The 25,686-nt window shown below is 49.2% G+C and carries 20 protein-coding genes; 10 read left to right on the top strand and 10 right to left on the bottom strand.

The features are described 5' to 3' along the window. Positions 1-4: 4 nt before the first annotated feature. The 3 genes from PSE6802_RS0109805 to PSE6802_RS30935 form a co-directional block, all read right to left on the bottom strand. The gene (locus PSE6802_RS0109805; RefSeq protein WP_019499883.1) at positions 5-976 is read right to left on the bottom strand and encodes a DnaJ C-terminal domain-containing protein; all 972 of its coding nucleotides are present in this window, start codon (positions 974-976) and stop codon (positions 5-7) included. Between the two features lie 115 nt (positions 977-1,091). Continuing rightward, on the bottom strand, positions 1,092-2,660 hold the full coding sequence (gene purH / locus PSE6802_RS0109800) for a bifunctional phosphoribosylaminoimidazolecarboxamide formyltransferase/IMP cyclohydrolase (RefSeq protein WP_019499882.1): 1,569 nt from the start codon (positions 2,658-2,660) through the stop codon (positions 1,092-1,094). A 226-nt stretch (positions 2,661-2,886) separates the two neighbouring features. Next, a complete protein-coding gene (locus tag PSE6802_RS30935) occupies positions 2,887-5,724 on the bottom strand; it encodes a pentapeptide repeat-containing protein (RefSeq protein ID WP_019499881.1) in 2,838 nt (945 codons plus the stop codon). Positions 5,725-6,457: 733 nt separating this feature from the next. Between PSE6802_RS30935 and PSE6802_RS0109790 the strand changes: the two genes are divergently transcribed. The 7 genes from PSE6802_RS0109790 (at position 6,458) to PSE6802_RS0109760 (ending at position 14,209) form a co-directional block, all read left to right on the top strand. Continuing rightward, the gene (locus PSE6802_RS0109790; protein WP_019499880.1) at positions 6,458-7,441 is read left to right on the top strand and encodes a pyruvate dehydrogenase complex E1 component subunit beta; all 984 of its coding nucleotides are present in this window, start codon (positions 6,458-6,460) and stop codon (positions 7,439-7,441) included. A 133-nt stretch (positions 7,442-7,574) separates the two neighbouring features. Next, positions 7,575-9,470, top strand: a complete 1,896-nt coding sequence (locus PSE6802_RS0109785) for an aspartate kinase (protein WP_019499879.1) — start codon at positions 7,575-7,577, stop codon at positions 9,468-9,470. 78 nt (positions 9,471-9,548) lie between these two features. Then, entirely contained in the window at positions 9,549-10,223 is a 675-nt protein-coding gene (lepB, locus tag PSE6802_RS28445; RefSeq protein WP_019499878.1) for a signal peptidase I, read from the top strand. A 22-nt stretch (positions 10,224-10,245) separates the two neighbouring features. Further along, on the top strand, positions 10,246-10,854 hold the full coding sequence (gene lepB, locus PSE6802_RS0109775) for a signal peptidase I (RefSeq protein ID WP_019499877.1): 609 nt from the start codon (positions 10,246-10,248) through the stop codon (positions 10,852-10,854). A gap of 114 nt (positions 10,855-10,968) precedes the next feature. After that, a complete protein-coding gene (locus PSE6802_RS0109770; protein ID WP_026103198.1) occupies positions 10,969-11,649 on the top strand; it encodes a zinc metallopeptidase in 681 nt (226 codons plus the stop codon). Next, positions 11,649-13,016, top strand: a complete 1,368-nt coding sequence (locus tag PSE6802_RS0109765) for a 16S rRNA (cytosine(967)-C(5))-methyltransferase (RefSeq protein ID WP_019499875.1) — start codon at positions 11,649-11,651, stop codon at positions 13,014-13,016. The genes PSE6802_RS0109770 and PSE6802_RS0109765 overlap by 1 nt, the downstream gene beginning before the upstream one ends. A 233-nt stretch (positions 13,017-13,249) precedes the next feature. Continuing rightward, a complete protein-coding gene (locus tag PSE6802_RS0109760) occupies positions 13,250-14,209 on the top strand; it encodes a 30S ribosomal protein S1 (RefSeq protein WP_019499874.1) in 960 nt (319 codons plus the stop codon). An 83-nt stretch (positions 14,210-14,292) separates the two neighbouring features. Here the strand turns inward: PSE6802_RS0109760 and PSE6802_RS0109755 are convergent, their stop codons facing one another. The 3 genes from PSE6802_RS0109755 to apcB form a co-directional block, all read right to left on the bottom strand. Next, entirely contained in the window at positions 14,293-16,722 is a 2,430-nt protein-coding gene (locus PSE6802_RS0109755) for a sucrose synthase (RefSeq protein ID WP_019499873.1), read from the bottom strand. A gap of 78 nt (positions 16,723-16,800) precedes the next feature. Beyond that, a complete protein-coding gene (locus PSE6802_RS0109750) occupies positions 16,801-17,214 on the bottom strand; it encodes a hypothetical protein (RefSeq protein WP_019499872.1) in 414 nt (137 codons plus the stop codon). Between the two features lie 335 nt (positions 17,215-17,549). Beyond that, positions 17,550-18,047, bottom strand: a complete 498-nt coding sequence (apcB, locus tag PSE6802_RS0109745) for an allophycocyanin subunit beta (protein WP_019499871.1) — start codon at positions 18,045-18,047, stop codon at positions 17,550-17,552. Positions 18,048-18,183: 136 nt separating this feature from the next. Here apcB and PSE6802_RS0109740 point away from each other — a divergent pair, with 136 nt between their 5' ends. Both PSE6802_RS0109740 and PSE6802_RS0109735 read left to right on the top strand, forming a co-directional pair. Then, positions 18,184-19,380, top strand: coding sequence for an FIST signal transduction protein (locus PSE6802_RS0109740; RefSeq protein ID WP_019499870.1), 1,197 nt, complete (start codon positions 18,184-18,186; stop codon positions 19,378-19,380). Between the two features lie 140 nt (positions 19,381-19,520). After that, complete coding sequence (locus tag PSE6802_RS0109735) at positions 19,521-19,913, top strand: hypothetical protein (protein WP_019499869.1); 393 nt, start codon at positions 19,521-19,523, stop codon at positions 19,911-19,913. A 111-nt stretch (positions 19,914-20,024) separates the two neighbouring features. Here the strand turns inward: PSE6802_RS0109735 and PSE6802_RS0109730 are convergent, their stop codons facing one another. The 3 genes from PSE6802_RS0109730 to PSE6802_RS0109720 form a co-directional block, all read right to left on the bottom strand. Beyond that, positions 20,025-20,444 carry a response regulator gene (locus tag PSE6802_RS0109730; RefSeq protein ID WP_019499868.1) on the bottom strand — a complete coding sequence of 140 codons (420 nt, stop codon included), beginning with the start codon at positions 20,442-20,444 and terminating at the stop codon, positions 20,025-20,027. Further along, positions 20,425-21,387 (bottom strand): Npun_F2552 family protein, encoded by a 963-nt coding sequence (locus PSE6802_RS0109725; protein WP_019499867.1) that lies wholly within the window; start codon positions 21,385-21,387, stop codon positions 20,425-20,427. Before PSE6802_RS0109725 ends, PSE6802_RS0109730 begins: the two co-directional genes overlap by 20 nt. Before the next feature lie 64 nt (positions 21,388-21,451). Next, positions 21,452-22,807, bottom strand: a complete 1,356-nt coding sequence (locus PSE6802_RS0109720; RefSeq protein ID WP_019499866.1) for a glycosyltransferase family 4 protein — start codon at positions 22,805-22,807, stop codon at positions 21,452-21,454. Between the two features lie 167 nt (positions 22,808-22,974). On the opposite strand from PSE6802_RS0109720, the gene PSE6802_RS35305 reads away from it, so the two are divergent. Beyond that, on the top strand, positions 22,975-23,106 hold the full coding sequence (locus PSE6802_RS35305) for a hypothetical protein (RefSeq protein WP_263970338.1): 132 nt from the start codon (positions 22,975-22,977) through the stop codon (positions 23,104-23,106). A 747-nt stretch (positions 23,107-23,853) separates the two neighbouring features. Here PSE6802_RS35305 and menD read toward each other — a convergent pair. Continuing rightward, positions 23,854-25,647 (bottom strand): 2-succinyl-5-enolpyruvyl-6-hydroxy-3-cyclohexene-1-carboxylic-acid synthase, encoded by a 1,794-nt coding sequence (gene menD / locus PSE6802_RS0109710; RefSeq protein ID WP_019499864.1) that lies wholly within the window; start codon positions 25,645-25,647, stop codon positions 23,854-23,856. Positions 25,648-25,686: the final 39 nt, after the last annotated feature.

Genomic DNA, 25,686 nt, shown 5'->3' with positions numbered 1-25,686 from the left:
GCGATTACTTCATTTTTGCCAGGTTTTCGCGGGGGTCGAAGGACTGAATTTCTAGTAGTTTCTCGTATAGTTCGAGTTCGCGATTGGATGGTTTTTTGGGAACGACAATTTGAACTTCAACGTATTGATCGCCAAAGGTACGATTGTCCTTAGGGAATCCCTTGCCTGCCAATCGCAACTGCTGTCCGGACTTTACCCCTGCTGGGATGTTGAGTTTAACTATACCGCTCAGGGTTGGGACTTCCACCTGCGCGCCCAAAACCGACTCGCTGGGCGAAACGGGCAGTTGGCAACGGATATCGTAGCCATCCAGGGTAAAGAATGGATGGGTTTGGAGATTGATCTTCAGGTAGAGATCCCCTCCTGAAGGACCTTGACCCTTTAACCTGATGCGCTGTCCTGTCATCACGCCCGCTGGCATATTGACTTCCAGCGATCGCCCATCTTCGAGACGAATCCGTTCCCGTCCACCCACAAATGCCCGTTCGAGCGGAAGGTTGAGTAGTGCTTCGGCATCGCGGCGCGTACTGGTGCGCGGTGGAGCCTGCGTCGTCGATCTGTAATTATTGTAAGTGGAAGAACCACTGGGTCGTGGCGGCTCGTTCGTGCGGAACTTACCTAATAACTGATCGACAAACTCCTGAAAATCGCTGAACTGGCTAAAGTCAACATCATTGGGGTAGCCTCGATCGTAATCTGGATTCCAAGAATCGCTCTGCGATGAAGTCCTGCCACCCTGAAAGCCGCCTTGCCGCCAAAATTGACCGAACTGATCGTATTGCTTGCGTTTGTTGGGGTCAGAAAGTACCTCGTAGGCTTCACCAATATCTTTGAACTTTTCCTCAGCGATCTTATCACCCGGATTTAAGTCTGGATGGTACTTCCGAGCTAGCTTACGATATGCTTTCTTAATATCATCAATAGAAGCAGTTTTGGGTACATCAAGAATGTCGTAATAGTTGCGAAAGTTTTGCATAGGTTCCAGGATTAACAGGCAGAGGTTAGATCGACTCTAGGTTAAGATCGTAAGCTTATATTTTATGTTTTTGCCATTCGAGAAAACCGCCATCTTTACATACGTTACGTAAAAACTAATGCAAAAAGTGGCGCTTGTTGGTCAAAACCATGACCAGGCCTAGCTCGTCAGCGGCACTAATGGAGTCTCGATCGCGGATGCTGCCACCGGGCTGCACGATCGCTCTAATCCCCGCTGCCGCCGCCGACCTGACCGTATCGTCAAACGGGAAAAAGCCATCACTAGCTAAGATACCACCCCGAGCGCGATCGCCTGCTTGGGAGATCGCAAGTTGAGCCGAACCCACCCGATTCATTTGCCCGGCACCAATACCCAGGGTAGTACTGTTAGCTGTCACCGCGATCGCATTGGATTTAACATGGCGACAGATTTTCCAGGCAAATATCATCTCCTGCATCTGCTCCACTGTCGGTTGCAGTTGGGTAACAACTTTCCAGTCGTCGGGCTGGACGGGTAGATCGTCGCTTTGCTGCACTAGCAAACCACCCGCGATCGATTTCACAGTTTCTGGCGCGCCAGTTGTCAAATCGGGCAAGACTAACACCCTGAGATTTGACTTAGCTTGCAGGATCGCTGCTGCTTCCGGTTGGCAACTGGGTGCAACTACGCACTCTAAAAATGTTGCAGTCATGGCCTGGGCGGTATCGGGATCTAGGGGGCGATTGAGCGCCACAATGCCGCCAAATGCGGAAGTTGAGTCCGCTGCAAAAGCTTTTTGGTAGGCTTCGACTAAACTATCCCCTAATGCTACACCGCAGGGGTTATTGTGCTTGACAATAACGGCGCACGGGCGATCGTCAACAAACTCCGCTACGATACTGCGGGCAGCTTCAAGATCTAAAAGATTGTTATAGCTAAGTTCTTTGCCCTGTAGCTGTGCCGCTGCCGACCAGCCGCTGGATCGATCGCCTACCTGATACCAGGTGGCGTTTTGATGGGGGTTTTCGCCATAGCGCAAAGGCTTGGGATCGATACCTTTTAAATCATAGGACTGTGCCAAGTGTAACTGGGAGCAACCGCGCGTTTGGGAGGCGAGATAATTAGCGATCGCCCGATCGTAGAGCTGCGTGTGCTGAAAGGCGGCAAAGGCTAGCGATCGCCGGAATTCCAGACTTGTTTCCCCATGATGGTCAGCAAGTTCTTTGAGGTAACGATCGTACTGATTGGGGCTAGAAAGGACGGTTATGTATTGGTGATTTTTAGCAGCCGCCCGCATCATAGCAGGGCCGCCGATGTCGATTTGCTCGATCGCCTCATCAACCGATACGTCCGGCCTGGCGATAGTTTGCTCGAACGGATAGAGATTGACTGCTACCAGAGCGATCGCTGCTATGCCATTAGCCTCTAGATCTTCGCGATCGGCGGCAAGATCCCGACGAGCTAAAATACCCCCATGTATTTTGGGGTGGAGAGTCTTGACCCTACCACCTAAAATTTCGGGAGCGCCAGTATAGTCGGACACCCTGGTTACAGGCAGACCGGCATCTTTCAGTACCTTTGCCGTACCACCACTACTGATTAGTTGAAATTGCCACGTCTCCACTAGCGATCGGGCAAGATCGATGACTCCAGTTTTATCAGATACGCTGATCAGTGCAATTTTTGGGGATGCCGATTCGGTCATGACGTTTTTTAATGAAATTATAGCTGTACTCAACGGACTTAGGATGGGGTGCAGGGGTTCCACCCCTGCGTGGGGGCACAGCCTCCAATCCCCCTCCCTGTCCTCACAGATCTGCATACGGCTATAGTACGCAGAAACAAAAGTTTTGAAGGGGCAGAAGGGGATGAAACCCTTCTGGGAGGTCAACTCCCACTCCCTCATGTTGCCAAGTTTATGACTGGCAACACTAGAATTTACAAGGCCCTGGAGTGCCGTTGGGACAAGTGGTTTGACCGTCAGTTTTAGGAGTTCGATCTTTTGCCCAGGTGGCACTAGCTATATTAGCCCCTCTCAGGTTAGCACCGTTGAGATTGGCACCGGATAGCTCCGACCCATCCAATTTGGCATTGCTCAGATCCGATAAACTTAAATCTGCCCACGCCAGCTTTGCCCCAACTAGATTTGCTCCCTGCAGCTTGGCAGAACTCAGGTTAAATCCAGTCATATTGATACCTGCTAAATTGCGATTGCCCCTGGGTTCGTTCACGATTTGCCACATCAATAGATCTTCATCGTCTATCTTGGTCGGAGACTTCGGATCGTTCAGGTCGATCTGGCTATCCTTCAATAAAGCTCCACTCATGTTGGCATTAGTCAAATTGGTTTTTGCTAAATTAGCGCTACTCAAGTCTGCTTGATTAAGTGCGGCATTGCTTAGATTTGCCAGCACTAAATTGGCATTGACTAGCCTCGCCCCCTTTAGATCGGCTTTCTGCAAATTAGCACCATTCAGCTTCGTCCCAATCAGGGAAGCACCCTTGAGATTAGCCGCTTCTAAATTGGCACTGGCGAGATTGGCATTATCGAAGTTAGCTTTTTCTAGATTGCTGCCCTTGAGGTTAATGCCTGCTAAGTCCTGACCTGCTGCATTCCGATTCAGACCAGTTCTCAAACCGATTTCTGTGGAAAATCGTTTGATCGGTGGGATAGAGAAAATCCCCCAAACCACGGCGATCGCTCCAATGGCAATAGCTGGGATTTTTAGATATCCCCCATAATATTGCCAAAGCTCGCCTAGATTGATGCCTCTTTTAGCGCGACGCTGAAAATCCGCATCCGACAGATCGCTAGCTTGAGTGAATTTGGGAATCTCATAATCGTCTATATCGTCGTCATAATCATCAAAAGCTCCCATTTGTCCTATGCTATCTACAGGCAAATCGCGATCTGGCTGGCGATCTTGTTTAGATGCGTTTGGTATGAAAGCGCTGCGATCGGGTTTAACGGTATTAGCAGCCCCATAACCAGTATTATTCATCTCTTCAGAAATATCTGGCTGGCGATCGAGTATTTCCGACCAGCTCGTATCGTTGCTGATGTTATCTGACAACTGCTTTTTATACTCAGACGATCCCTTAACGGGATTGGACTTGATGTTCTTAGGAACCATATGAGGTGGTATGGGATTTGACGGGCGCTCTTCCCGCAATCCCGTATTTTCTCCCAACCTCGGACTAATTGTTTCCGCCCACTCCACGTCAGGGAGATCGAATGACTCGAACTGCTCGAAATCCTTCTGCTGCCTGGTTTTGGTGCTAGGATTATCTTGACGAGGTGTCGCACTATTGCTTGGTCGAGTTCGATTAGTTCGATCCAGAGGAGGTAGTGGAGGCAGGGAAGGTAACGGAGGCAATGGTGGAGGTGATGGCAGCGATATCGAGTTAGCTAGACCTGTATTGTCTTCTTCGTCAAGGGCTTCCTGCTGTTCTACATAATCGGATGGGATGCCAAATAGATCGTCGTCGGCAATATCGGCAGATTCCATTCCGCGATCTCGATCTGCTCTGTTCTGATGGAGAGCCTCCATTAACTCTTGCTCGGTTACATCAGAATAGTAACTGCTACTTAATTCTTCTTCCCAGTCTGCGGAATAACGCGCAGAGGCATCATTTTCGCTGCCAAATCTACTATCGTTCTCGATCTTAGTACTATCTGAAAAGTTCTCATCCATAGCATCGAGATCGCTAAATTCGCGATCGATATCCAGCTCGTCAATCCCTACATCTGACGCACTTGAAAATTCCCATCTACTAGCTTGTTGAGGTTTATCAGGCGCGATCGCCATATTTTCTGCTGGTTGCATCCCGAGGATATCCTGGGGCATGGGAGGTGATTCTGCAAACGGATCGCCCGAGCTACCAAGATCGAAATCCAGATTTTGGTCTTGACTTGATAACGGAGTTGCGTATCGATCGAGAGATGCTGGCTCGACTTCATCGGCGTAGTAATCTGGTACGTCTGTCGCTCTTTTCTCATCAGAGGCATTGGCATTGGTTCCATAATCAGGATCGAACTCGTAGGAAGCGTAGTCTTCGCGATCGCCCCCTGAGTCATCTCCCCAACCAGATTCATCTGTTGTATACGTGTTGTACCCGATATTGGCTGGATTGGTGTAAGCTTGTAGATCCCGATCGGTAATGTTCCAGTTTAGATTCTCATCTTCGTCTAGGGGAAAGTCAGAGATATTTGCTGCTTCTGCTAGTAGTTCATCCACAGGGTCGATCGAGCCAGCGCTCTCAGGCTCGTCATTACTAAAGATTTCCGGGTCAGAAACTGCTGGGTTAGAGCTAACCGGGTTAGAAGTAATTATCGTTGCATCTGCACTTTCATGACTTGACGAATTGCTAGACAAATTAATAGGGGAATCTAAATCGAGGTTGAGATCGAAATTATCGCCCGATCGCTCTCGAGCAGAAAAGCGATCGTCGAAGTTCTCCAACCCCAATTCCGCTGCGAGATCGCCACTGACATCTTCTAGAGTGCTATCATCTAAGCCTTCCAAACCCAGCATTTCAGCTAAAGATGCCTCAGTATCTTCCACCTCCTCAGCCCAGCCGGGTAAATCAAAAGGAGAACTAGATGCACTGGACTGTGATTGTTTGGCTGTCGCTGCATCCAAATTAGAGTTAGTAATCTTAGTACTCAAATCCGTTAGCATTGACCAATCAATATTGCTTAGATCCTCGTCTTCTGTTTCGAGAAAGTCATTATCGCGTTGACGATCTGGCGGTGTACTATTTCCCATATGGTTAACTCTATCTGGTGGCAAGAACTGACTTTGGTCTCATGTGGTGCTTAGATTTACAAATTAAGCACGTTAATCGCAGTTTTGATTTATTTTGCTATAGAAATCACCAAAACTAAGTTTTGTCAATGTAGAACTTAATCTAGATAATGTAAGCAAGCTTCTATAGCGTTTTTCAATTGAGAACAGGTTTTATTGACGGGGTGAAGGGGTGGAACACGGCAGTGGCTCTAGCGGGGAACCCCCAAGACCGCCCTGCCTCCCCTTCTTGGGGGCAACGCCCCCAAACCCCCTTCTCGTTTTCAGATGAAAACCGCTATAGCTCCTCAAGACTTCTGCAACTTAGTTTTGTACATAACTGACCTTGTAATGCTCAGTAAATAATTCCCGTCTGGATTAATTTTAATACTTTACGCAATGTGCAACTAACGTACTCCCTCATCCCCCAGCCCCTTCTCCTATCTTGGGAGAAGGGGAGCCAAAATCGGTCAAAGTCCCTCTCCCGCTCTGGGAGAGGAGTTTAGGGTGAGGGCAATGGGGGAAAGTTGCACATCGCGTTATTTTCCCCTGAAAACCCAAAGCGATCGCGTACCCTCGCGTTTGTCGTAATTAACCTATTTTGCCCGCTCGATCGCCAATCTGTCATCGGGCCATAGCTAACACAGCAATCCTGATACCCCATAGGGGATATAATTTGCAAGCAACGGAATTTACAAAATTCAAAATTTAATTTATGGCAGAGGTTACCTTTTTTAACGCCCTCAGAGCAGCATTAGATGAGGAGATGGCACACGACCCCACAGTTTATGTAATGGGCGAGGATGTGGGTTTCTATGGTGGCTCGTATAAAGTTACTAAAGATCTCTACAAAAAATATGGTGACCTGCGTTTGCTAGATACGCCGATCTGCGAAAACAGCTTTACAGGCATGGCGATCGGTTCTGCCATGACTGGCTTGCGCCCCGTGATCGAAGGCATGAATATGGGGTTTCTCCTGCTAGCCTTTAACCAAATTTCTAACAACGCCGGAATGTTGCGCTACACGTCCGGCGGCAATTTCAAGATTCCCGTTGTCGTACGCGGGCCTGGTGGTGTTGGCAAAAACCTTGGTGCGGAACACTCCCAGCGCCTGGAGGCATATTTCCAAGCCGTGCCCGGGATCAAAATTGTGGCCTGCTCTACGCCCTACAATGCCAAAGGCTTGCTCAAGTCAGCAATCCGCGATGACAATCCTGTTCTATTTTTCGAGCACGTCCTGCTGTACAACCTCAAAGAAAATTTACCCGATAAGGAATATTGGCTGCCGCTCGATAAAGCTGAAATCGTGCGTCCGGGTAAAGATGTCACGATCCTGACCTATTCGCGCATGCGCTATCACGTTCTCAAGGCGGTGGAAACCCTAACCAAGAAGGGCTACGACCCCGAGGTTATCGATCTAATTTCGCTGAAGCCATTGGATATGGAAGCGATCGCGACATCGTTGCGCAAGACCCATCGCGTCATTATTGTCGAAGAAGACATGCGTTGTGGTGGCATCGGTGCCGAAATCATTGCTTCCATCAACGATAACCTCTTCGACGAGCTTGATGCCCCAGTCAAGCGGCTTGCCTCGTTAGACGTACCGACTCCTTACAATACAACCCTGGAAAACTTGACGATCGTGCAACCTCAAGACATCATCAATGCCGTTGAGGAGATGCTGGGAGTACCTGTTTAAGGTTAATCCATTGGGGTAGGGGCAGGTTTTGTACGATCGTCACTGGTAAAAATCGAGAACTTCTAGCTAAACCTGCCCGTACGTATAGCGCATATGGAAAATTGACAGATGGCGAAATTTACGATCGATAAAAATGGGATTAATAGTACAAAAATATGGTGGTTCGTCCGTTGCCGATGCGGAGCGGATACAGGCGGTTGCTAGTCGAGTTAAGCGCACCGTAGAAGCAGGGCACCAGGTGTTGGTAGTGGTCTCGGCGATGGGGAAGACCACAGATGGCTTGATTAATCTTGCCAAAGCCGTAATGCAACCGCTAGATCGACCGGAGCAGGACGACGATCGCGATCGCCAGGATCGGAACGACCCGGATCGGTCGCATCAGCCTCTAGTCGAACCAGCAGCACTAACGCCTAACCCGCGCGAACTAGATATGTTGCTTGCCACGGGCGAACAGGTGACCATTTCCCTGCTGACTATGGCGTTGCAATCTATGGGGCAACCAGCCATATCCTTCACGGGCAGTCAAGTTAGAGTTGTAACCGAGCACAGTCACACCCGCGCTCGTATTTTATTTGTAGAAACCGAACTAATCCGCCAGCACCTCGATCTGGGCGAGGTGGTTGTGGTGGCTGGATTTCAGGGTGTCGCCAAGGATATGGCTGCCAAAAAGGTTACTTCCGAAATTACCACTCTAGGACGTGGCGGCTCGGATACCTCAGCCGTGGCGATCGCCGCCGCCCTCGAAGCCGACCTGTGCGAGATCTATACCGATGTACCGGGCATTCTGACCACAGACCCGCGTATCGTGCCCAAGGCTCGGATGCTAGCGGAGATTACCAGCGATGAAATGCTGGAGCTGGCGAGTATGGGTGCCAAGGTGTTGCATCCGCGATCGGTGGAAATTGCCCGTAATTTTGGGGTCAAGATGGCTGTCCGCTCTAGTTGGCTGGACGATCCGGGCACGATCGTGACTTCATCAGCTTTGGGCAATGGCGATCGCATGGCACTGGAGGTAAATCGGTTTGTCGATGGTGTATTGCTCGATCGCGATCAAGCCAAAATAGCGCTGCTCCAGGTGCCAGATCGTCCCGGCATTGCCGCCCAGATATTTCAAGCTTTGGCGGCACAAGGTATCAACGTCGATTTGATCGTCCAGGCCGTACAAGAGCCAAAAGACGTGAACGATATTGCTTTCACCGTACCAAAACAGGAACTAGAGCGGGCGGAAGCAGTTACTCGCAGCCTGGATCTGGGTGCAAAGGCAATTGTGGTGGACGATCGGGTGGCCAAAGTCAGTATTGTGGGTGTCGGAATTGTCGGCAGACCGGGAATTGCAGTACAGATGTTTACGGCTTTGGCTGAAGCTGGTATAAACATCCAAATGATTTCAACATCGGAAATTAAAGTTAGTTGTGTAATTGATGAAGCTGGTAGCGATCGCGCTATTGCGGCTTTGATGTCATCTTTTAACGTGCCCGATGTCAGCGATCGCCACGGCGATCGAGCTAGCCAGCCCACAGATTTACCACCTGTACGCGGTGTAGCCCTGGATATTAACCGCGCCCGTCTGGCAGTACGGCAGGTGCCAGATCGACCTGGCATAGCGGCTAAACTATTACAGTACCTGGCCGATCGCCGTATTTGCGTTGACACGATCATCCAGTCCCAGTCCAGTCAGGACGTGAATGAAATAGCCTTTACCGTGCCTATTGGTGATGCGGCAATCGCTGAAACCTATCTCAAACAAGCTGCGTCAGAGTTGGGGTGTGGCGAGGCGATCGCCGATCGCGAAATTGCCAAAGTCAGTATTGTGGGCTCGGGTATGATGAAAGCAACGGGGGTAGCAGCTACGATGTTCGACGCACTTGCCCAGTCAAACATCAACATCGAAATGATTGCCACCTCTGAAATTAAGGTTAGTTGTGTAATTGCCCAGAATGTCGCCGAGACTGCCTTGAAAGTGGTTCACCAAGCCTTCGAGCTAGAAGGCGAGAAATCGATATCAGTACCGGGAGCGGTATCGAGATAAGCAACAGGGTTAGAGATAACCGTTGATAATGTTAGAGATCGCGAAAGTTAAAATGTCATGCAATGCCTAAATTAATTTATGTCCTCTAAGCAACCCTCCGATCGGCTCTCAGACGAGAACAGCGTACCCAAATCAACGGGCGATCGGCTTAAAGAGCTGATTGTAGACAATCTCCCGACCGTAGGTGTAGCAGTCTTACTGGCTGTGGGTGTGCGATGGCTGGTAGCGGAGCCGCGCTACATTCCTTCCAGTTCGATGGAGCCAACGTTACAGATTGACGATCGCCTGATCATTGAAAAGTTATCCTACTACTTCCGCAAACCTGCGAGGGGTGAAATCGTTGTGTTTAATCCACCGCCCAATCCCGCTGTAGAAGATACCTCAAAGGTTTATATCAAAAGAGTAATAGGTTTGCCGGGCGATCGCATTTCCATTCAAAACGGTAAGGTTTACGTGAATAGTCAAGCCCTAAACGAGCCGTACATTGCTCAACCACCTCAATACGATTTGCCCGCCCAAGAACCCGTTCAATGCCCTAACTGCTTTCAACCCAGCACCATCATCCAGGATGGCAACCTTCCTAGCTTCACAGTGCCCCCTGGTAAGTATTGGGTAATGGGAGATAATCGGAACAACAGCCAGGACTCTCATGTCTGGGGCTTTTTGCCGCAGGAAAATATTGTTGGACGTGCCTACTTGCGTTACTGGCCCTTCGATCGGCGCACCGGTGAACTAATAACACCACAGTATTAAAGCATTCACTTTTCTTCCCCACATGACTGCAGAACAAAAACTAGAAAAAGACAAAGCTGAAAAACCAACTTCTTGGTGGCATAGTCAGCGGGACAATATTCAGGTCATTGTCATTGCCCTGGCGATCGCCTTCATTTTACGAATTTTCGTTGCCGAGCCGCGCTACATCCCCTCCGGCTCGATGATACCGAGCCTGCTCGTTAACGATCGCATCATTGTCGATAAAGTCTCCTACCTATTTAACCAACCTCAAAGGGGAGAGATTGTCGTTTTCTACCCTCCCCAATCGCCAGCAATTGACGATACTAGCCAGCCCTTTATCAAACGCATAATTGGGTTACCTGGCGATCGCATCAGGATAGAATCTGGGAAAGTATTTGTTAACGATCGTCCGCTAACAGAAGCATATATCGCCGCTGTCCCGAAGTACGACATTCAAGCTTTGACCGTCCCGCCTAATGCATATTGGGTCATGGGAGATAACCGTAACTTTAGCAATGACTCCCATGTTTGGGGATTTCTGCCCAAGCAAAATATCATCGGTCGTGCCTGCCTCAGATTTTGGCCATTCGATCGGCGCTTTGGTTGGTTAACCACACCTCAATACGGCGATCGCTACCCCCAACCGTAAGAGTTGTCGATGTTAAAATGTCTTTGTTAAAGTCAATGCGATCGCGTCTGCCAAATCGTTGAATAACAGAGCTTTTAGCGACTCTTTAAGATTACAGGTTGCAAGAGGGAACATATGATATTTCACCCGTCCTATCTGATTTTGATTCCAGGTATGCTGCTCATGTTTTGGGCACAAAGCCGGGTTCAGGGTACCTATCGTAAATATGCCGATGTCCGTTCCAGTATGGGCATGACTGGTGCCGAAGTGGCAAAAACAATCCTGCGACGCATGGGCGTTCACAATGTCACCGTGGAACCAGTACAGGGCGAACTCACCGATCACTACGATCCAGGTGCTAAAGCTGTTCGCCTGTCTGAAGGTATTTTCGCATCCGACTCCCTTGCCGCCGCCGCCGTGGCAGCCCACGAATGCGGGCACGTCCTGCAAGATGTCCAGGGCTACAAACCTATGAACTTGCGTGCCGCCCTCGTGCCTGCTGCTAATATCGGCTCTAATCTCGGGCCAATGCTGGTATTGGTTGGTTTCTTCCTCGGTGCAGCGGGTGGAATTTTTATCAACATCGGTATTGCCCTGTTCACGGCGGTGATTCTGTTCCATGTAGTCACGCTACCAGTAGAGTTCGATGCCTCTAGCCGCGCCTTGAAACTGATCGATGAGTATGGCATCCTCCAGGGTAAAGAAAATCAGGCAGCCCGTGCAGTGCTTAACGCCGCCGCTTTTACCTATGTCGCTACGGCATTGTATGCGGTCTTGCAATTAGTCCAGCTCTTGCTGTTACGTGAAAACCGCTAATGTCGTCTCGTCCTAGACAATTAGCTTTTGAAGCCCTCCGTTCGATTAGCCAGCGGGGGGCTTATGCTGACGTTGCCCTCGATCGCGTTTTGAGCCGATCGCACAATCCATCCCAGTCCCACAGTCAATCTCAAGACCTGACACCACGAGATCGCCACCTCACCACCGAGTTAGTCTACGGGGTTACCCGCCGTCAACGCACGCTCGATGCCCTGATCGATCGCTTTGCCCGTCAGCCCGCCCACAAACAGCCTCCAGATTTGCGGTTAATTTTGCAACTGGGCATCTATCAGATTTGTTTTCTCGATCTGATTCCACCTTCTGCCGCCGTTAATACCAGCGTAGACTTGGCCAAGCATAACAAGCTCGCGGGGCTGGCTGGCTTGGTGAATGCAGTATTGCGAGCGATCTCCACAGCCAAACAAAACGATACCCTATGGTCATATCTCGAAGATAAAGGGTTGGGGATTAAACATAGTTTCCCTGATTGGCTAATACAGCTATGGCAGGACAAATTTGGCGCAGATGAAACCGAGAAATTATGCCAATGGTTCAACCGATCGCCCCATATCGATCTGCGCGTTAACCGCCTGCGATCGCATCCAGAAACAGTCTTATCTGCATTTGCCAAAGCAGGCATAACGGCTATACCCCTGCCTCATATACCCTATGCCTTGCGCTTGCCTCAAGGTGCGGGTGCGATCGCCGATCTACCTGGCTATAACGAAGGATGGTGGTCGGTGCAGGATGCCAGCGCTCAACTTGCTGCCCTGCTACTCGATCCACAGCCCCATGAGGTCATAATCGATGCCTGTGCCGCCCCCGGTGGTAAAACGACCCACATTGCCGAACTGATGGGCAATGAAGGGAAGATCTGGGCGTGCGATCGCTCCGCCCAACGCCTGCAAAAACTGCAACAAAACTGCGATCGCCTGGGGTTAACCAACATCAAAATCCGTGACGGAGACAGCCGCAAGTTTACCGATTTTGAGAATTCAAGCGATCGGGTATTGCTTGACGTACCCTGTTCGGGCTTGGGCACGCTGCACCGCCACGCCGATGCTCGCTGGCGACAAACTCCCAATGAACCAGACAAGCTTCATCAAATCCAAATAGAATTGCTGGAGCGAGCTTCGAAATGGGTGAAGCCAAGCGGCAGTATTGTCTACTCCACCTGTACGCTGCACCCAGTTGAGAATGAATTGGTAATTCAGCAATTTTTAGCAGGTCGTTCCGACTGGCAGTTGGGGGAAGTTGCCCCCACGCATCCCGCCGCCCAATTTCTTACGCCATCGCAATGGATTGAAGTCATACCGCACCACCACGATATGGATGGCTTTTTTATGGCGAGGCTAGAAAAACTTTAAGTTTCTAGAATAGCATCGTGACTGGCTGGCGATCGCGGCAAATATCAGAAATACGCATGTCGACACGCTAAATTTATGTTAAGATTAAAAACCTATGTCTATCTATGTTTAACCTGGAACCCAGATGTAACCAAGGTACGACGTTGGATGTAAACCGCGCTGCCCATGTAGTTGCTATTACATTTTTGGAGGAGCACATTTACACAGGATGAATAATTTAGGAAAACTTTAGTATGGTTAATAAGACAAAAACTACTGCCAATGTCAGCTTTACACACGAAGATTTTGCTGCCTTACTAGACAAATACGACTACCATTTCAGCCCCGGCGACATTGTAGCAGGCACAGTTTTTAGTCTTGAACCCAGAGGTGCTCTAATTGATATCGGCGCAAAAACTGCTGCCTATATCCCCATCCAGGAAATGTCGATCAACCGCATCGACCAGCCCGAAGAAGTATTGCAAAACAACGACACCCGCGAATTTTTCATTCTCACCGATGAAAACGAAGAAGGACAACTGACGCTGTCCATTCGCCGCATCGAATACATGCGTGCCTGGGAAAGAGTGCGCCAACTCCAACAGGAAGATGCTACCGTCCGTTCCTTAATTTTCGCCACCAACCGTGGTGGTGCCCTGGTCAGAATTGAGGGTCTGCGCGGGTTTATTCCTGGTTCCCACATCAGTACCCGCAAGGTCAAGGAAGAATTAGTTGGCGAAGAGTTACCCTTAAAATTCCTAGAAGTGGATGAAGACCGCAACCGCCTCGTTCTCAGCCACCGCCGCGCCCTTGTAGAGCGCAAGATGAACAAGCTTGAAGTTGGCGAAGTTGTAGTCGGCGTTGTGCGCGGTATCAAGCCCTACGGTGCCTTTATCGATATTGGTGGGGTCAGCGGCCTGTTGCACATCTCCGAAATCTCTCACGATCACATCGATACGCCGCATAACGTATTCAACGTCAACGACGAAGTCAAGGTCATGATTATCGACCTCGATGCAGAGCGCGGACGCATCTCGCTATCGACCAAGCAACTGGAAGCCGAGGCAGGTGATATGGTCAGAGATCCTCAGATTGTCTATGCTGGTGCCGAAGAAATGGCTGCCAAGTACAGAGAACAGATGAATACTCCTCCTGCCAGCATGACCGTGACGATCGCCACTGAACTTTCTTTAGAGGAACCTGTAGAGGCATAAGCTGAGCTTGCAGGTTGACTAAAGAAGCTTGGTAGGGTGGGCATTGCCCACCCTACTGCAATTATGAGGTTATGAGGTTGCTTTTATCTTTGCATGTGTTGTTCCAGGAGGGATTGCGCTCTTGGTTTAAACAGAAGATAAAACAGCGTTTCGGTATAGCGCAGCAACTCCTCTCGATTTTCTTTGGAAGTATAATTCCAGAAGCCGTAAATCCGAGCCAGGGATAGCAAGCTAGTAGTATGGATTTTCCACGTGTAGTGGCTGTAGACGCGCTCGATCGCTCTCCGAGAGATTTCCTGCCAGTAATCGGGATGGCGATCGCACTTGGATAGAAAATCGATGATAGTTTCCGCCATTTCTTCTGGATGGGTGGGGTTGATCAGGAAACCATTGACTCGGTTTTGAATGATTTCCTTCGGGCCGCCAAACTCGGTAGCAAACATCGGCAGTCCCGTAATCATCGCCTCCAGGACGGTCAAGCCAAAAGCCTCAAACAAAGCAGGTTGGACGAATATACCCCCGCGATCGGCAATAATGCGGTAAATCTCGCCAGCGTCAGCTTTGGGCAGCATCACCCCCAACCAGCGAATTTTACCGTGGAGGTTGTAGCAATCGATGATGTGATAGAGCTTCTCAATTTCGCCGATCTCCTCGCGATCGTTACTGTCCTCGACTCGCAGCTTGCCCGCCACCAGGATTAAGTTGCAGGTTGCCTGAAGTGCCTCGCTCTTGCCAAAACATTCTGCCAGCCCCGTGAGGTTCTTAATCCGATCCAGCCTGGCTAAGGAGAAGATCGGGCGTTTGTTGGGATCTTCAAGTTTGCCGATCGCGCGATCCGGATCTTCGAGGGTAAATAGCAAATCTTCCAGGCGCTCCCGTTCTCCCAGGAGTCGGTCTTGAGTGTTGGTATAGGGGAAGAAGAAGTTCTCGTTGACCCCCGGCGGGACGACGTTGAACTTGGGGCTGAATAGTTCGATTCCACTCACTACATGGTACAGTTCCGGCATAGTGAAACACTTATAGGATTCGTACTGTCCGACACTGTCTGGAGTTCCCACAATTTCCTGGTACGTGCTGCTGATGATGAAGTTAGCGGCATTCATAGCGATTAAATCCGCCGTAAACTGAAGGGAGAAGCGATAATCTTCCTCCATATCTTGCCAGTAAAGGTTGCTGAACAGATATTTGGATTTTTCTAGAGCGTGGGCGATGTTGCACTGAGTTACTTTCAACTTCCGAGCTAACAGGAACGCTACTAAGTTGCCATCAGAATAGTTGCCTACAATTAAATCCGGTCGCCCGCGAAGTTCGGCTAGCAATTCTCTTTCCGCATCGAGGGCGAATGTCTCCAGGTAAGGCCAAATTTCGAAGCGAGATATCCAGTTCTGAGTGACGTTGGGATTGAATTCGCGAAAGGGAATGCGTAAAATCCAGACGTTATCGGTTCCATAGACTTTCTCTAACCGCTCGTTGCAGCGAGTGCCGTCGCTGTTGGGAATGAGTCGCGTGAGGATAACGATCTTGGGTTCGATGCCCAAGCCTTCCAGACCCGCTAGAACCATGTCTTCCTGTAATTGCTTCTCCAAACTCCTCGCCTGGTCTAAAACGTAAACCACCTGCCCACCCGTATCCGGCCTTCCTAACACGCCCTGCTGACCGAACCAGCCGTGAACGGATACTAAAACGATGCGGAAGAGCATGGGAATGCGAGAGAGAAATGTTTCGAGGGTTTGATTGTCAGGAGAGTCGATCAGGGCATCGAGCAGTTCCAGGGTTTCTCTGACCCGCCCCGCTGTATTGCCCCAACCGGCCTCGAATCCCATCACCTGCAGCTCAAAGCGAAAGTTGGCGCAGGGTTCCGCATCCGGGTAGCGCTCCATAAAAGCCAGAGCTGCCTTGACGCGATCGGATAGCTGCCGTTGGTTGCGAATGCGATCGTTAATCAACAATTGGAAGCCATTGTAATGATGCAGGCTCAGGAACTTAAAGGCTGCCTCCAGCCATTTCTCGCCTGATTGCTCGGCCTGAAAAAGCTTGCTAGAGAGGTAGCGGTTGAGGAACTGCACGCCCTTGCCAATGTTTTTGGGATCTCGAATTACGGGACTGTAGTCGTAAAAGGGCTGGAAGTCTAATTCCAGCAGGTCTCCCTCTTCAGGGTGGTAGCAGTTGACCAGGCGATCGCGCAAATCTAATAACTCCTGGACGGTCATTGGCTCGTAGGCCAGATCGTCCGTCAGGCGAAAAGTCTGCTGGGTTGCAATCTTGGGTCGCACTACCAAACAAAAACACTCGCTCTCCAGGATAATTTCCTGGGTGTAATAGATCAGTTGTCCTAAATTAGACGATCGGCAAAACGGTTCGGGCTTGTCCAGACGGCTGCAATACTCGTTAAACGCTGTCAAGATGTCATTTCGCAGCCAGTAGCGTTTTTCCTGTTGTCTGAGCTGGTGCAAAAATTGTTGAAAATCTTTTTTCTCATTGCTACTGACAATAGACTCAATGAGGTCGATCATAAAAACCTCTAAAACTTCTTTAAGGGTGCTCTAACGAAACAAAGAACCAGAAATCGAAATATGCAGAAGTCGCTACAATTATTGCCCTACTTTCAAGATCGCCTTGCCAATGCTGGGGAAAAACGTGTTGTCGGTAAACCAACCCAGAGCCATACCCAGACCGGCAATTAGTGCCAAGGTAAAGAAACTCTCGATTTTATTGTTACTAAAAGCTCGCACTTCAATTCTGGCGACATACATTAGTAAAGCCCAGATCAAGCTAATGCCGATCGCTAAGGCTAAGGCATGAGGTTTAGCCGCAAAGATGAGCAAAATCGCTGCTACAGCCCATACCAATGCTAAAAACCACTCAATGCCAAACGCGATCGCGCCAGTAATTGTCCAAACGCGCCAATCGGCACCATAGATGGCCAAGAGCCACCCGAACGTACCATAGCCAACTAAAAGGGTTAGTACAGACATACCAGGAAATTTAGGTTTAGTCTGTCTCATAATTACTGCCTCTCAGCAATCTCAGCAATTTGCTTTGAATATTAGCGGAAATTAGCGCATTTATTGCATTTATTGCATCTATAGCTATAGCCAACAGGCTTAGGACGGGGTGCAGGGGTTCTACACGGCAGTGGCTCTAGCGGGGAACCCCCAAGACCGCCCTGCCTCCCCTGCGTGGGGGCGCAGCCCCCACACCCCCCTGTCCTAACAGATCTATCTATGGCTATATTAAACCTGAAAATGCACGTACAAACATGGGGCAAGTGCAACACTTACCCCAGATACATTGTAAAGAATTATAAAAACAGCAGCATTCTTATAGCTATAGCTATGGCCTAAACATTCTTTTCGCTTAGCTCGCGGCTCATGTAGTCAAATGGTTCGGCCAACCAATCCGCATTTTCACCAGCTAACTCCATCGCCAAATCTTTCATAATTTGAATGCTCCGCACCGTAGGACCAATTGGCACCCCTAAGGCACTATAGGTATCCCGCAATCCTTGTAAAACTCTTTCATCGAGTACGTCATTACTACCAGCGACTAAGGCATAGCTGGCATAGCGTAGGTAGTAGTCCATATCCCGCAAGCAAGCAGCATAGCGGCGAGTTGTATAAGCATTGCCCCCCGCAGCAATTAGATCTGGCACGATCTCAAATAGCTTTGAGGCAGCTTGGCGCACAATAGAAGAAGCATTAGCTGTAATTACCGATGCAGCTTTTAAACGGGCAGCACCAGTGCCAAAATAGGATTGCAGGCGATCGAGCGCATTGCGGTCAAAATAACGGCCTATAGCATCGTAGTTGCCAATCAGAGATGTTACGGCATCTTGCATAAAAATTGCTCCCTTAATTTTTTGTTTTTTGAGTCGGTCTTATATATTCTTTTAAGATACAGGACTTCGCTACACAGCGACTTATCGAATCTTTACAACACAGTTTGACTTTAGCAGAATTGGCAAGGACGGGTATATGAAATGGGTTGGTAGCCTATCTACAAGAGTATCTCTAGAAGCTGCCGTACAGGAGGTTACTCAGCAGGTTCTGAGTGGCTTAGAGGGGCGATCGCCGGACTTGGGTATTCTGTTTGTCTCTAATACCTTTACCAGTGAATATCCCCGCTTGCTGCCTTTAGTTGCAGAAAAAATTAACATTAAGCATCTGGTTGGTTGTTCGGGGGGCGGCATTGTTGGCGACGGTCAGGAACTGGAACAGCTCCCAGCCCTGTCACTACTGGTCGCCAGCCTGCCAAATGTGGAGATCGAGACATTTCATATTGTTGAGGAAGAATTACCGGATCTAGACAGCCCACCGGATACGTGGCAAGCACTAATCGGTGCTGATCCGAGAGAACAGCCTAGCTTTGTGATCCTCGGCGATCCTTTCTCTTTCCCCATTACTGATTTCTTGCGCGGTCTTGATTTTGCCTACCCTAGCGCCGTCAAGGTGGGGGGATTGGGTAGCAGCGGCGGTCTTGGTGCCAATGCCCTGTTTTGCAGCGATCGCAATGGCAACTATAAGTTGCATCGGCAAGGTCTGGTGGGGGTAGCTTTACAAGGTGATATTACAATTGATGCCGTAGTGGCGCAGGGATGCCGCCCTATCGGACAGACTTTACAAGTATCGGACTGCGATCGCAATATTATTTTGGCACTCGACGATAAATCGCCCTTAGAAGTACTGCAAGATGTGGTTAGCGAGCTTAGCCCAAGCGATCGCGATCTGGCGCAGCACTCGCTATTTATTGGCGTGGTGATGAATGAATTTAAACTTATGCCCGAGCAAGGCGACTTCCTCATTCGCAATATTATTGGTGTCGATCCTAAAACTGGGGCGATTGCGGTTGGCGATCGCATGCGTCCCGGGCAGAGAATCCAGTTGCATTTGCGGGATGCAAAAGCTTCCGAAGAAGATCTAGAAGAGGCACTGACCCGCTACCACAATCAGGTTGGTGCCAACCCACCCAGTGCGGCTGTGATGTTTTCCTGCTTGGGGAGGGGAGAACGGCTATATGGCAAGCCTAATTTTGACTCCGCCCTATTCGGCAAATATATGGGTAACATCCCGGTAGGCGGGTTTTTCTGTAGCGGAGAAATTGGGCCGGTAGGCGGTACGACCTTTTTGCACGGCTACACATCCGCTTTTGGCATGTTTAGAGTTAGAAAATGAGTAAGTGAAATACCATTTGCAATGTGGCTTAATGTTATAGCTATAGACAGATCTGTTAGGACAGGGGGTGTGGGGGCTGCGCCCCCACGCAGGGGTGAAACCCCTGCACCCCGTCCTAAGCCTGTTGACTATAGCTATATATGACAATTGCTCAATCGACAAAACCATCCAGTAGTTCAATTACAGTGACGTTGAAACGCCTCGTCGCTCTCTTAGAAGAGGATGAGGTAGATGAGTATGGCATTCTACAACCAAGTCAAGCTGCGTTTAAGCTAGCAATGCGATTTGTGGTAGAGGCTTATGATGCAATGGGCGATCGCTTCCCCAAAGCATCGGTTTCTACAGATGAGCAAGGCAGCATTCGCCTGATATGGAGCAGGTTAGAACCAGAATGCGAAGTCAGGTTGATTTGTCCTGCTCGCGCCGACCAGCAAGCCTATCTTTATCACGAGTTAGGCAACAATTATGCAATAGAACGAGAAGTGACAAGCTCTATTCTCTTGCAGTGGTTGGAATGGTTGAATCAAGTATGAGCCAGTTCGCCCCTCTACCAGATAATGCCACCGCTTATCGAGCACTATTACGGAAACAATGGATTGACGAGGATACAGGAAGGGTGAAGGCAAATGCCTATTTTCTACGAGTCAACGAGCTTTGTTTAGATCGCTCGATCTACTCAGCCAATACGTGACGCGATTTTCTAGTTGCTCGATATCCAGGGGTTTGGGTAAATAGTCGTCGCAGCCTGCCGCGATCGCCGCTTCTTTATCGCCCAACATCGCATTTGCAGTAATTGCCACAATGGGAATATCTTTCGTGCGATCGTCGGCTTTGAGGCGGCGGGCAACTTCCCAACCATCCATCGCTGGTAACGACAGATCGAGCAGGATCAAGTCTGGCATGTTTTGTTCTAACCACGCCATCGCAGCCATACCATCGTGTGCCGACTGAATGATGTAATCTGAACCGTCAAAGATCTGCTCGATCAATGCCAGGTTATCTGGGGCATCTTCTACAACTAATAAAGTGGGAAGTTGCTTGGAGCTAGGTTCGGGCGTAGGCACTGATTGGCTCTTTAATAAATTTGATGTAAAGATGCTTAAAGGTCGATCGCATTATCCGAGGTAAGCCAAAATCGATTGGTATAATCTCCGTTGGCAATTTCCAGTCAGGAACGCGCAATTGCTCGATCGTTGCGCCTACGACCTCGAGCTCCTCAATGCGTTCGCTACACAAACCCATGCGGATGGCTGCGGCTATGGTCGGTACTCGATCGGGATCGACACACAGGATGGCGGCGATCGCCCGATCCAGGGCGAAAACATCTGTTGCTGCCCCCAATACGCCCAGGTCTCTCGGTTCGCCAGCGCTAGGCCCGTTGCCTTCGTGACCGATGATGCCGTCGATAATCGTGAGTTGCGGCGCGATCGCCTGGGCGGTTTCGATCAGCATATTGGCAAACTTATGCACGTCTTTACCTGCTTCCATGTGCCACCAGGCTTTCATCTTGCCAGGCACGCAACCGAAGAGGTTTTTCACCCCCATAGTCAAAGTAAGCTGCATGTGGGATTTGAGCTTCGGTAAATTAATTACCACGTCAGCGCCCATTGCCTCCTTACTGAGGCGGAGATGCTGCAATTCACCGCCAGTTTCATAGCGATGTCCGTGAAATTCTACGATCGGCAAATTTAGCTCCGCTGCCATTTCTGCTAGGCCATTTGCCCGTGCCACCCCCATCGCACTACCAAACGCCGGACTGTCGCCTAAAAAGGGCTTGCCGCCTGCTGCCTGCACCATCTTTGCCACGCAATAGATGAGTTCGGGGCGAGTCACGCATTCTTTGGTGGGGCGAGCGCCCGTGAGCAGGTTGGGCTTCAGCAAAACGCGATCGCCGGGTTTAACCATAGTACCGATTCCCCCGCAAGGCTCCAGTAACTTTTCTAGAGCGATCGCGAGGGAATCAATTGCATAGCTATGCGTACTGAGCAGACTGACGGTCGGCTTCATCTAGATTTTTAGGATTCAGGACATGTAGTACATTCCTAAACAATATACCCCAAAGCTTAGCCAGCTAAACCGCACCAGATAGCTTTGTCCGCACGGTCTTGCCTTTTAAAGGTACGACAGGGGTTTCTCTGAGGCCGGACAGCTTTGCACTTACAGGCTCTAGCGCGATCGACTGCGCCAACATGCGGCGATACAGGTTGCTAAGCTGAATGCCGACACCGTTCCAACTAAATCGCTGGCTGACGTTAGCAGAAGCTTGTCTTCTCAGCTTTCTTGCCCATACCTCATCACCCAAAATCCTTTGGATTGCACGAGCAAACCCTGCTACATCCTTCGGCGGCACCAGTAAGCCAGTTTCTTCAGGTAACACCGTAAACTTTAGCCCTCCGACGTTAGAAGCTACCACAGGAGTACCGCATGCCATCGCCTCGATCGCCACTAAACCAAACGGCTCGTAATGGCTGGGAATTACACAGGCATCGGCAGCAGAGTAGTAGAGAGGTAGGAGATCGTGACCGATTTGACCGGCAAATACAACCTGCTCTGATATGCCTTCTTCCCGCACGATTTGCTCGATTCTAGCTCTCTCTATGCCATCGGTGCGATCGTGGGAACTTCCGCCTACGATAACCAGCTTGAACTTCTCAGATCTGAATGCATCAAGCTCGGGTTGCATTTTGGCAAACGCTCTTACAGCAGTTTCAATTCCCTTACGAGGATCGAATCTACCGACATAGAGAACGATCTTGTCATGTGGATCGAAACCTAAGCGATCGCGAGCTTCAGACTTTGGCATCAAATAGAAGTTACTGGTATCGGTACCGCAAGGGATGACCTCGATATTGCCCAATGTCGAGACCAGATCGCGCATGTTTTCGTGCTCCTGCGGGCTGGTTGCCACGACACAATCTGCCTGTTCGAGAATCTGCTTTTCTACGCTGAGGCGAACATCTGCGATCGCGGGCAGATCGTTCACAGAGCGATACTTTACGGCTCCAAGCGAGTGATAAGTATGCACTAGTTGTATCTGGCTGTGCTTGCGCAGTTCTAAGCCTATCCATGCCGATAACCAGTAGTTAGTATGAACGAGAGGATAGTTAATCGATTGCTTTGCTTGCCAAGCTCGAAAAGATTGCACGAACTCAGGCATGTAATCGAACAACTTATCTCTAGGGATAAATTCTAAGGGGCCAGCTTTCAATCTAATCGTGCGGCAGTGGGGTGCATGTTCGACGATATCCGCATCTTCGGGATTAGATTTGCGTGTAAACATATCCACTTGCCAGCCCAAAGCTGCCAGTTTCTCGCCAACTTGGCGCACGTAGACGTTTTGTCCACCTGCTTCTTCTGCACCAATATTGGCAGCAGGATCGGCATGGTCGGAAATTAGCGCAATGGGCTGCCTGTTTAAATTCAACATACCCTATAACCTCAAATATAATTAATTGTGTGATGGAGCTAGCGAAGGCGATTGCGCCTTCCTGTTGGAGCTAAGGATGCCTCTTGAAGAACTCTTAGGCAAGAGTAATAAGGATATCCAAAGCGATCGCAATACCGCTGTAGCAATATTGCTTGTTACGAACTGTTATGACTGCCCGCGCAGTCAGAGAAACCGAGCGATCGAAAGTCAAGAACGAACTGATTCCAAGTTATCCGGACTATATAGAATCACCAAAGGCATCGGATACTTATTGGCAATCTCAGCTCGATTTCAGCTAATAAAGCTAATAAATCTTTTTTGGATAACACCTATGGCAGAATTTTTTGTAGATCTGATGTCATAGGTTGATGGCGGGACTCTTTCCCACAAGGACTCGATCTGGGCAATCCACATACAAACCTCCCTGAATTGTTAGTTAAGGTAGTTGGTAAGGTTAGACTCAGAATTAATTAACATAATGAGCGTAATAAACACTAAAGTGACTCAGTCACTTATTCACTAATCAATTAAGCGCCTGTGAAGAACTTTAATCATTTGTTTATAGTTTTGTCAACTCAACCCTGGTATAGATATGGGCAAATAGCGATCTAAGCACAAGAAATGCTGGCCGCGCAAATGCTTGCCAGTTAACGATCTCACCGTGTATTTGTAATAGTTGATAAAATTAGTTAAGTTTTTCCTGTCCCTCGATCTTGGCTTAATAAAAAGCATAAAAAACGATTGTGAATTGCCCTATCTAGTTGCTATAGAGGCTGAATGGCAGTGTATTGCTGTAAATTTATAGACTATTTCAGGAACTATAAATAATTAAATTCATCAAGTATTACTACTTGTAAATAAGTTGCGATCTGGCATTTTATCGCTCTAAATCTATCTAAAGACTTATTTTTAGTAACTATTTTCCCGATCGAATCTACTACTTAAGATAGATATATTTGCGAAATACAAAGAGAAGCGATCGGGATGTGCAAATTTACGATATGCAAGAATCTCAATGCATTAGATTTTATCTATGCATACGATAATCAAATCAAATGTTTGTCGATCTGAGCGATCGCACTTTGCCAGAGTTCCTGGCGCAGTTGTTTATCTCGCTTGCGATCGCTTTTAATTTCAATTACTTGGGTACCAGTTTGAGTTAGAGATCTCAATACCAACTGCTTAAAATGCTGCCAATCCTCAACTAGCGTATATCCGCAGCCATAGGCAGTGACGATAGGGGCAAAATCCAGACCATGCGGTGTTGCAAAGTATTGCTCGAACGGCGGCTCGAAATTAGAGATCGGTAACAGTTCAAAAATGCCGCCGCCATTGTTATCGATCAGAATAATCGTCAAGTTAATCTGGAATTGCTTTGTCGCCATCAAACCATTGAGGTCGTGATAAAACGCTAGATCGCCGCAGATTAAGATCGCAGGTTGTGCGTGTCGCCATGCTGCACCCAAAGCACTGGAAACCGTACCATCTATGCCGTTCGCCCCGCGATTTGCCAGAACGGACAAGCGTTGTTGGGGCTGTAAAAAAGTATCGAGATCGCGAATAGGCATACTGCTGCCAATGTAAATACAAACATCATCGGGCAGCCATTTTGCCAACTCGGCGTATACCTTGCCCTCAAATAAAACATCCACAGATGCCAAAAAAAGATCGATCGCATCGGCAGCGATCGCTTCCGCCTGCTCAAAGACAGATCGCCACTGCTTATCTTGCCAACCTGGCAATGCATGCAAGTTCAGGTAGTCGGAAACCTGTTCGCAAAAAATCGTAGTATCGGCATGAACGAACTGCACTAAGCCATGTGTAGGATCGGTATTGTCGCCATTACCCACTATGATTTGATGGCATTGAATATGCTGTTCCAACCACAGCAAATAGGCTTTAGAAGTTGGCATCGCACCGAAGCGAATTATCAATTCAGGAGCGTATTGACTGGCAAATTTTCGCGATCGCAGAAAACTGTCATACCTGCCGATCGCTCCACGGCGATCGCATCCAGTCGCCTCTACCAGTAGGGGATAGCCAGTCACTTCAGCCAATCTTTTTACGGCATCGTTAAAACCTGACGGAGCATCGTAAACTCCCACTACAATTACACCCTTGGGATTATTCGTGATTCGAGCGGCAATGGCGGCGATCTCCTCTGTCCCCAGCACGGTCTTACCAGAAATTACGCGATTGTACGCGCCTGAATCTGTACGTGCATCCCTGCCATACCAGGCTAAAGGACTGGATATTGCTAGATCTGCGGGCACGTCATTTGGTAAGGGTATGGGGGCGAGCGGATCGGCAAAGGCAAAATTTAGATGGACTGGCCCCGCAGGTAATTTGGTCGCACCAATTGCTACCGCGACGGCATGGCTGACGAGCGATCGCAAATGTCGCAGTTGAAACTCCGACACCCCCGGTACGCCAACCTCAAAAAAGAAGCGGGTGTAGTTGCCATAAAGCTCGATCTGGTCGATGGTTTGACCCGCACCACAACTTCTCAAGGCAGGTGGGCGATCGGCGGTGAGAATCACTAAGGGAATTCCACTATAAAATGCTTCGATCGCAGCGGGGTAATAATTTGCCGCCGCAGTGCCGGAGGTACATAGTAACGCTACAGGCACCGCATTTTGTTTGGCGTGACCGAGGGCGAAAAAACTGCCGGAACGCTCGTCAATATGCACGAGCACTTCAAGGTGAGGGTGCGCCGCAAAGGCAGTAATTAACGGGGCAGAGCGCGAACCAGGTGAGGCGCAGATCGTACGTACTCCAGAGCGATACAACTCTTCCGCGACAATTGTCGCCCACAGGTTATTTCGGTTAACTACACCCATGCATTTATGCTGTAAACTGCTGCGATCGAATCATAAGGT

This window comes from Pseudanabaena sp. PCC 6802, from assembly GCF_000332175.1.
Classification (GTDB): Bacteria; Cyanobacteriota; Cyanobacteriia; order Pseudanabaenales; family Pseudanabaenaceae; genus PCC-6802.
This window is presented reverse-complemented; position numbering and strand designations above follow the sequence as displayed.

What these genes read in the sequence shown, in the direction of transcription:
- PSE6802_RS0109805 (WP_019499883.1), bottom strand. Translation starts at nt 976, where the DNA reads ATGCAAAACTTTCGCAACTATTACGACATTCTTGATGTACCCAAAACT.
- purH (WP_019499882.1), bottom strand. Translation starts at nt 2,660, where the DNA reads ATGACCGAATCGGCATCCCCAAAAATTGCACTGATCAGCGTATCTGAT.
- PSE6802_RS30935 (WP_019499881.1), bottom strand. Translation starts at nt 5,724, where the DNA reads ATGGGAAATAGTACACCGCCAGATCGTCAACGCGATAATGACTTTCTC.
- PSE6802_RS0109790 (WP_019499880.1), top strand. Translation starts at nt 6,458, where the DNA reads ATGGCAGAGGTTACCTTTTTTAACGCCCTCAGAGCAGCATTAGATGAG.
- PSE6802_RS0109785 (WP_019499879.1), top strand. Translation starts at nt 7,575, where the DNA reads ATGGGATTAATAGTACAAAAATATGGTGGTTCGTCCGTTGCCGATGCG.
- lepB (WP_019499878.1), top strand. Translation starts at nt 9,549, where the DNA reads ATGTCCTCTAAGCAACCCTCCGATCGGCTCTCAGACGAGAACAGCGTA.
- lepB (WP_019499877.1), top strand. Translation starts at nt 10,246, where the DNA reads ATGACTGCAGAACAAAAACTAGAAAAAGACAAAGCTGAAAAACCAACT.
- PSE6802_RS0109770 (WP_026103198.1), top strand. Translation starts at nt 10,969, where the DNA reads ATGATATTTCACCCGTCCTATCTGATTTTGATTCCAGGTATGCTGCTC.
- PSE6802_RS0109765 (WP_019499875.1), top strand. Translation starts at nt 11,649, where the DNA reads ATGTCGTCTCGTCCTAGACAATTAGCTTTTGAAGCCCTCCGTTCGATT.
- PSE6802_RS0109760 (WP_019499874.1), top strand. Translation starts at nt 13,250, where the DNA reads ATGGTTAATAAGACAAAAACTACTGCCAATGTCAGCTTTACACACGAA.
- PSE6802_RS0109755 (WP_019499873.1), bottom strand. Translation starts at nt 16,722, where the DNA reads ATGATCGACCTCATTGAGTCTATTGTCAGTAGCAATGAGAAAAAAGAT.
- PSE6802_RS0109750 (WP_019499872.1), bottom strand. Translation starts at nt 17,214, where the DNA reads ATGAGACAGACTAAACCTAAATTTCCTGGTATGTCTGTACTAACCCTT.
- apcB (WP_019499871.1), bottom strand. Translation starts at nt 18,047, where the DNA reads ATGCAAGATGCCGTAACATCTCTGATTGGCAACTACGATGCTATAGGC.
- PSE6802_RS0109740 (WP_019499870.1), top strand. Translation starts at nt 18,184, where the DNA reads ATGAAATGGGTTGGTAGCCTATCTACAAGAGTATCTCTAGAAGCTGCC.
- PSE6802_RS0109735 (WP_019499869.1), top strand. Translation starts at nt 19,521, where the DNA reads ATGACAATTGCTCAATCGACAAAACCATCCAGTAGTTCAATTACAGTG.
- PSE6802_RS0109725 (WP_019499867.1), bottom strand. Translation starts at nt 21,387, where the DNA reads ATGAAGCCGACCGTCAGTCTGCTCAGTACGCATAGCTATGCAATTGAT.
- PSE6802_RS0109720 (WP_019499866.1), bottom strand. Translation starts at nt 22,807, where the DNA reads ATGTTGAATTTAAACAGGCAGCCCATTGCGCTAATTTCCGACCATGCC.
- PSE6802_RS35305 (WP_263970338.1), top strand. Translation starts at nt 22,975, where the DNA reads ATGACTGCCCGCGCAGTCAGAGAAACCGAGCGATCGAAAGTCAAGAAC.
- menD (WP_019499864.1), bottom strand. Translation starts at nt 25,647, where the DNA reads ATGGGTGTAGTTAACCGAAATAACCTGTGGGCGACAATTGTCGCGGAA.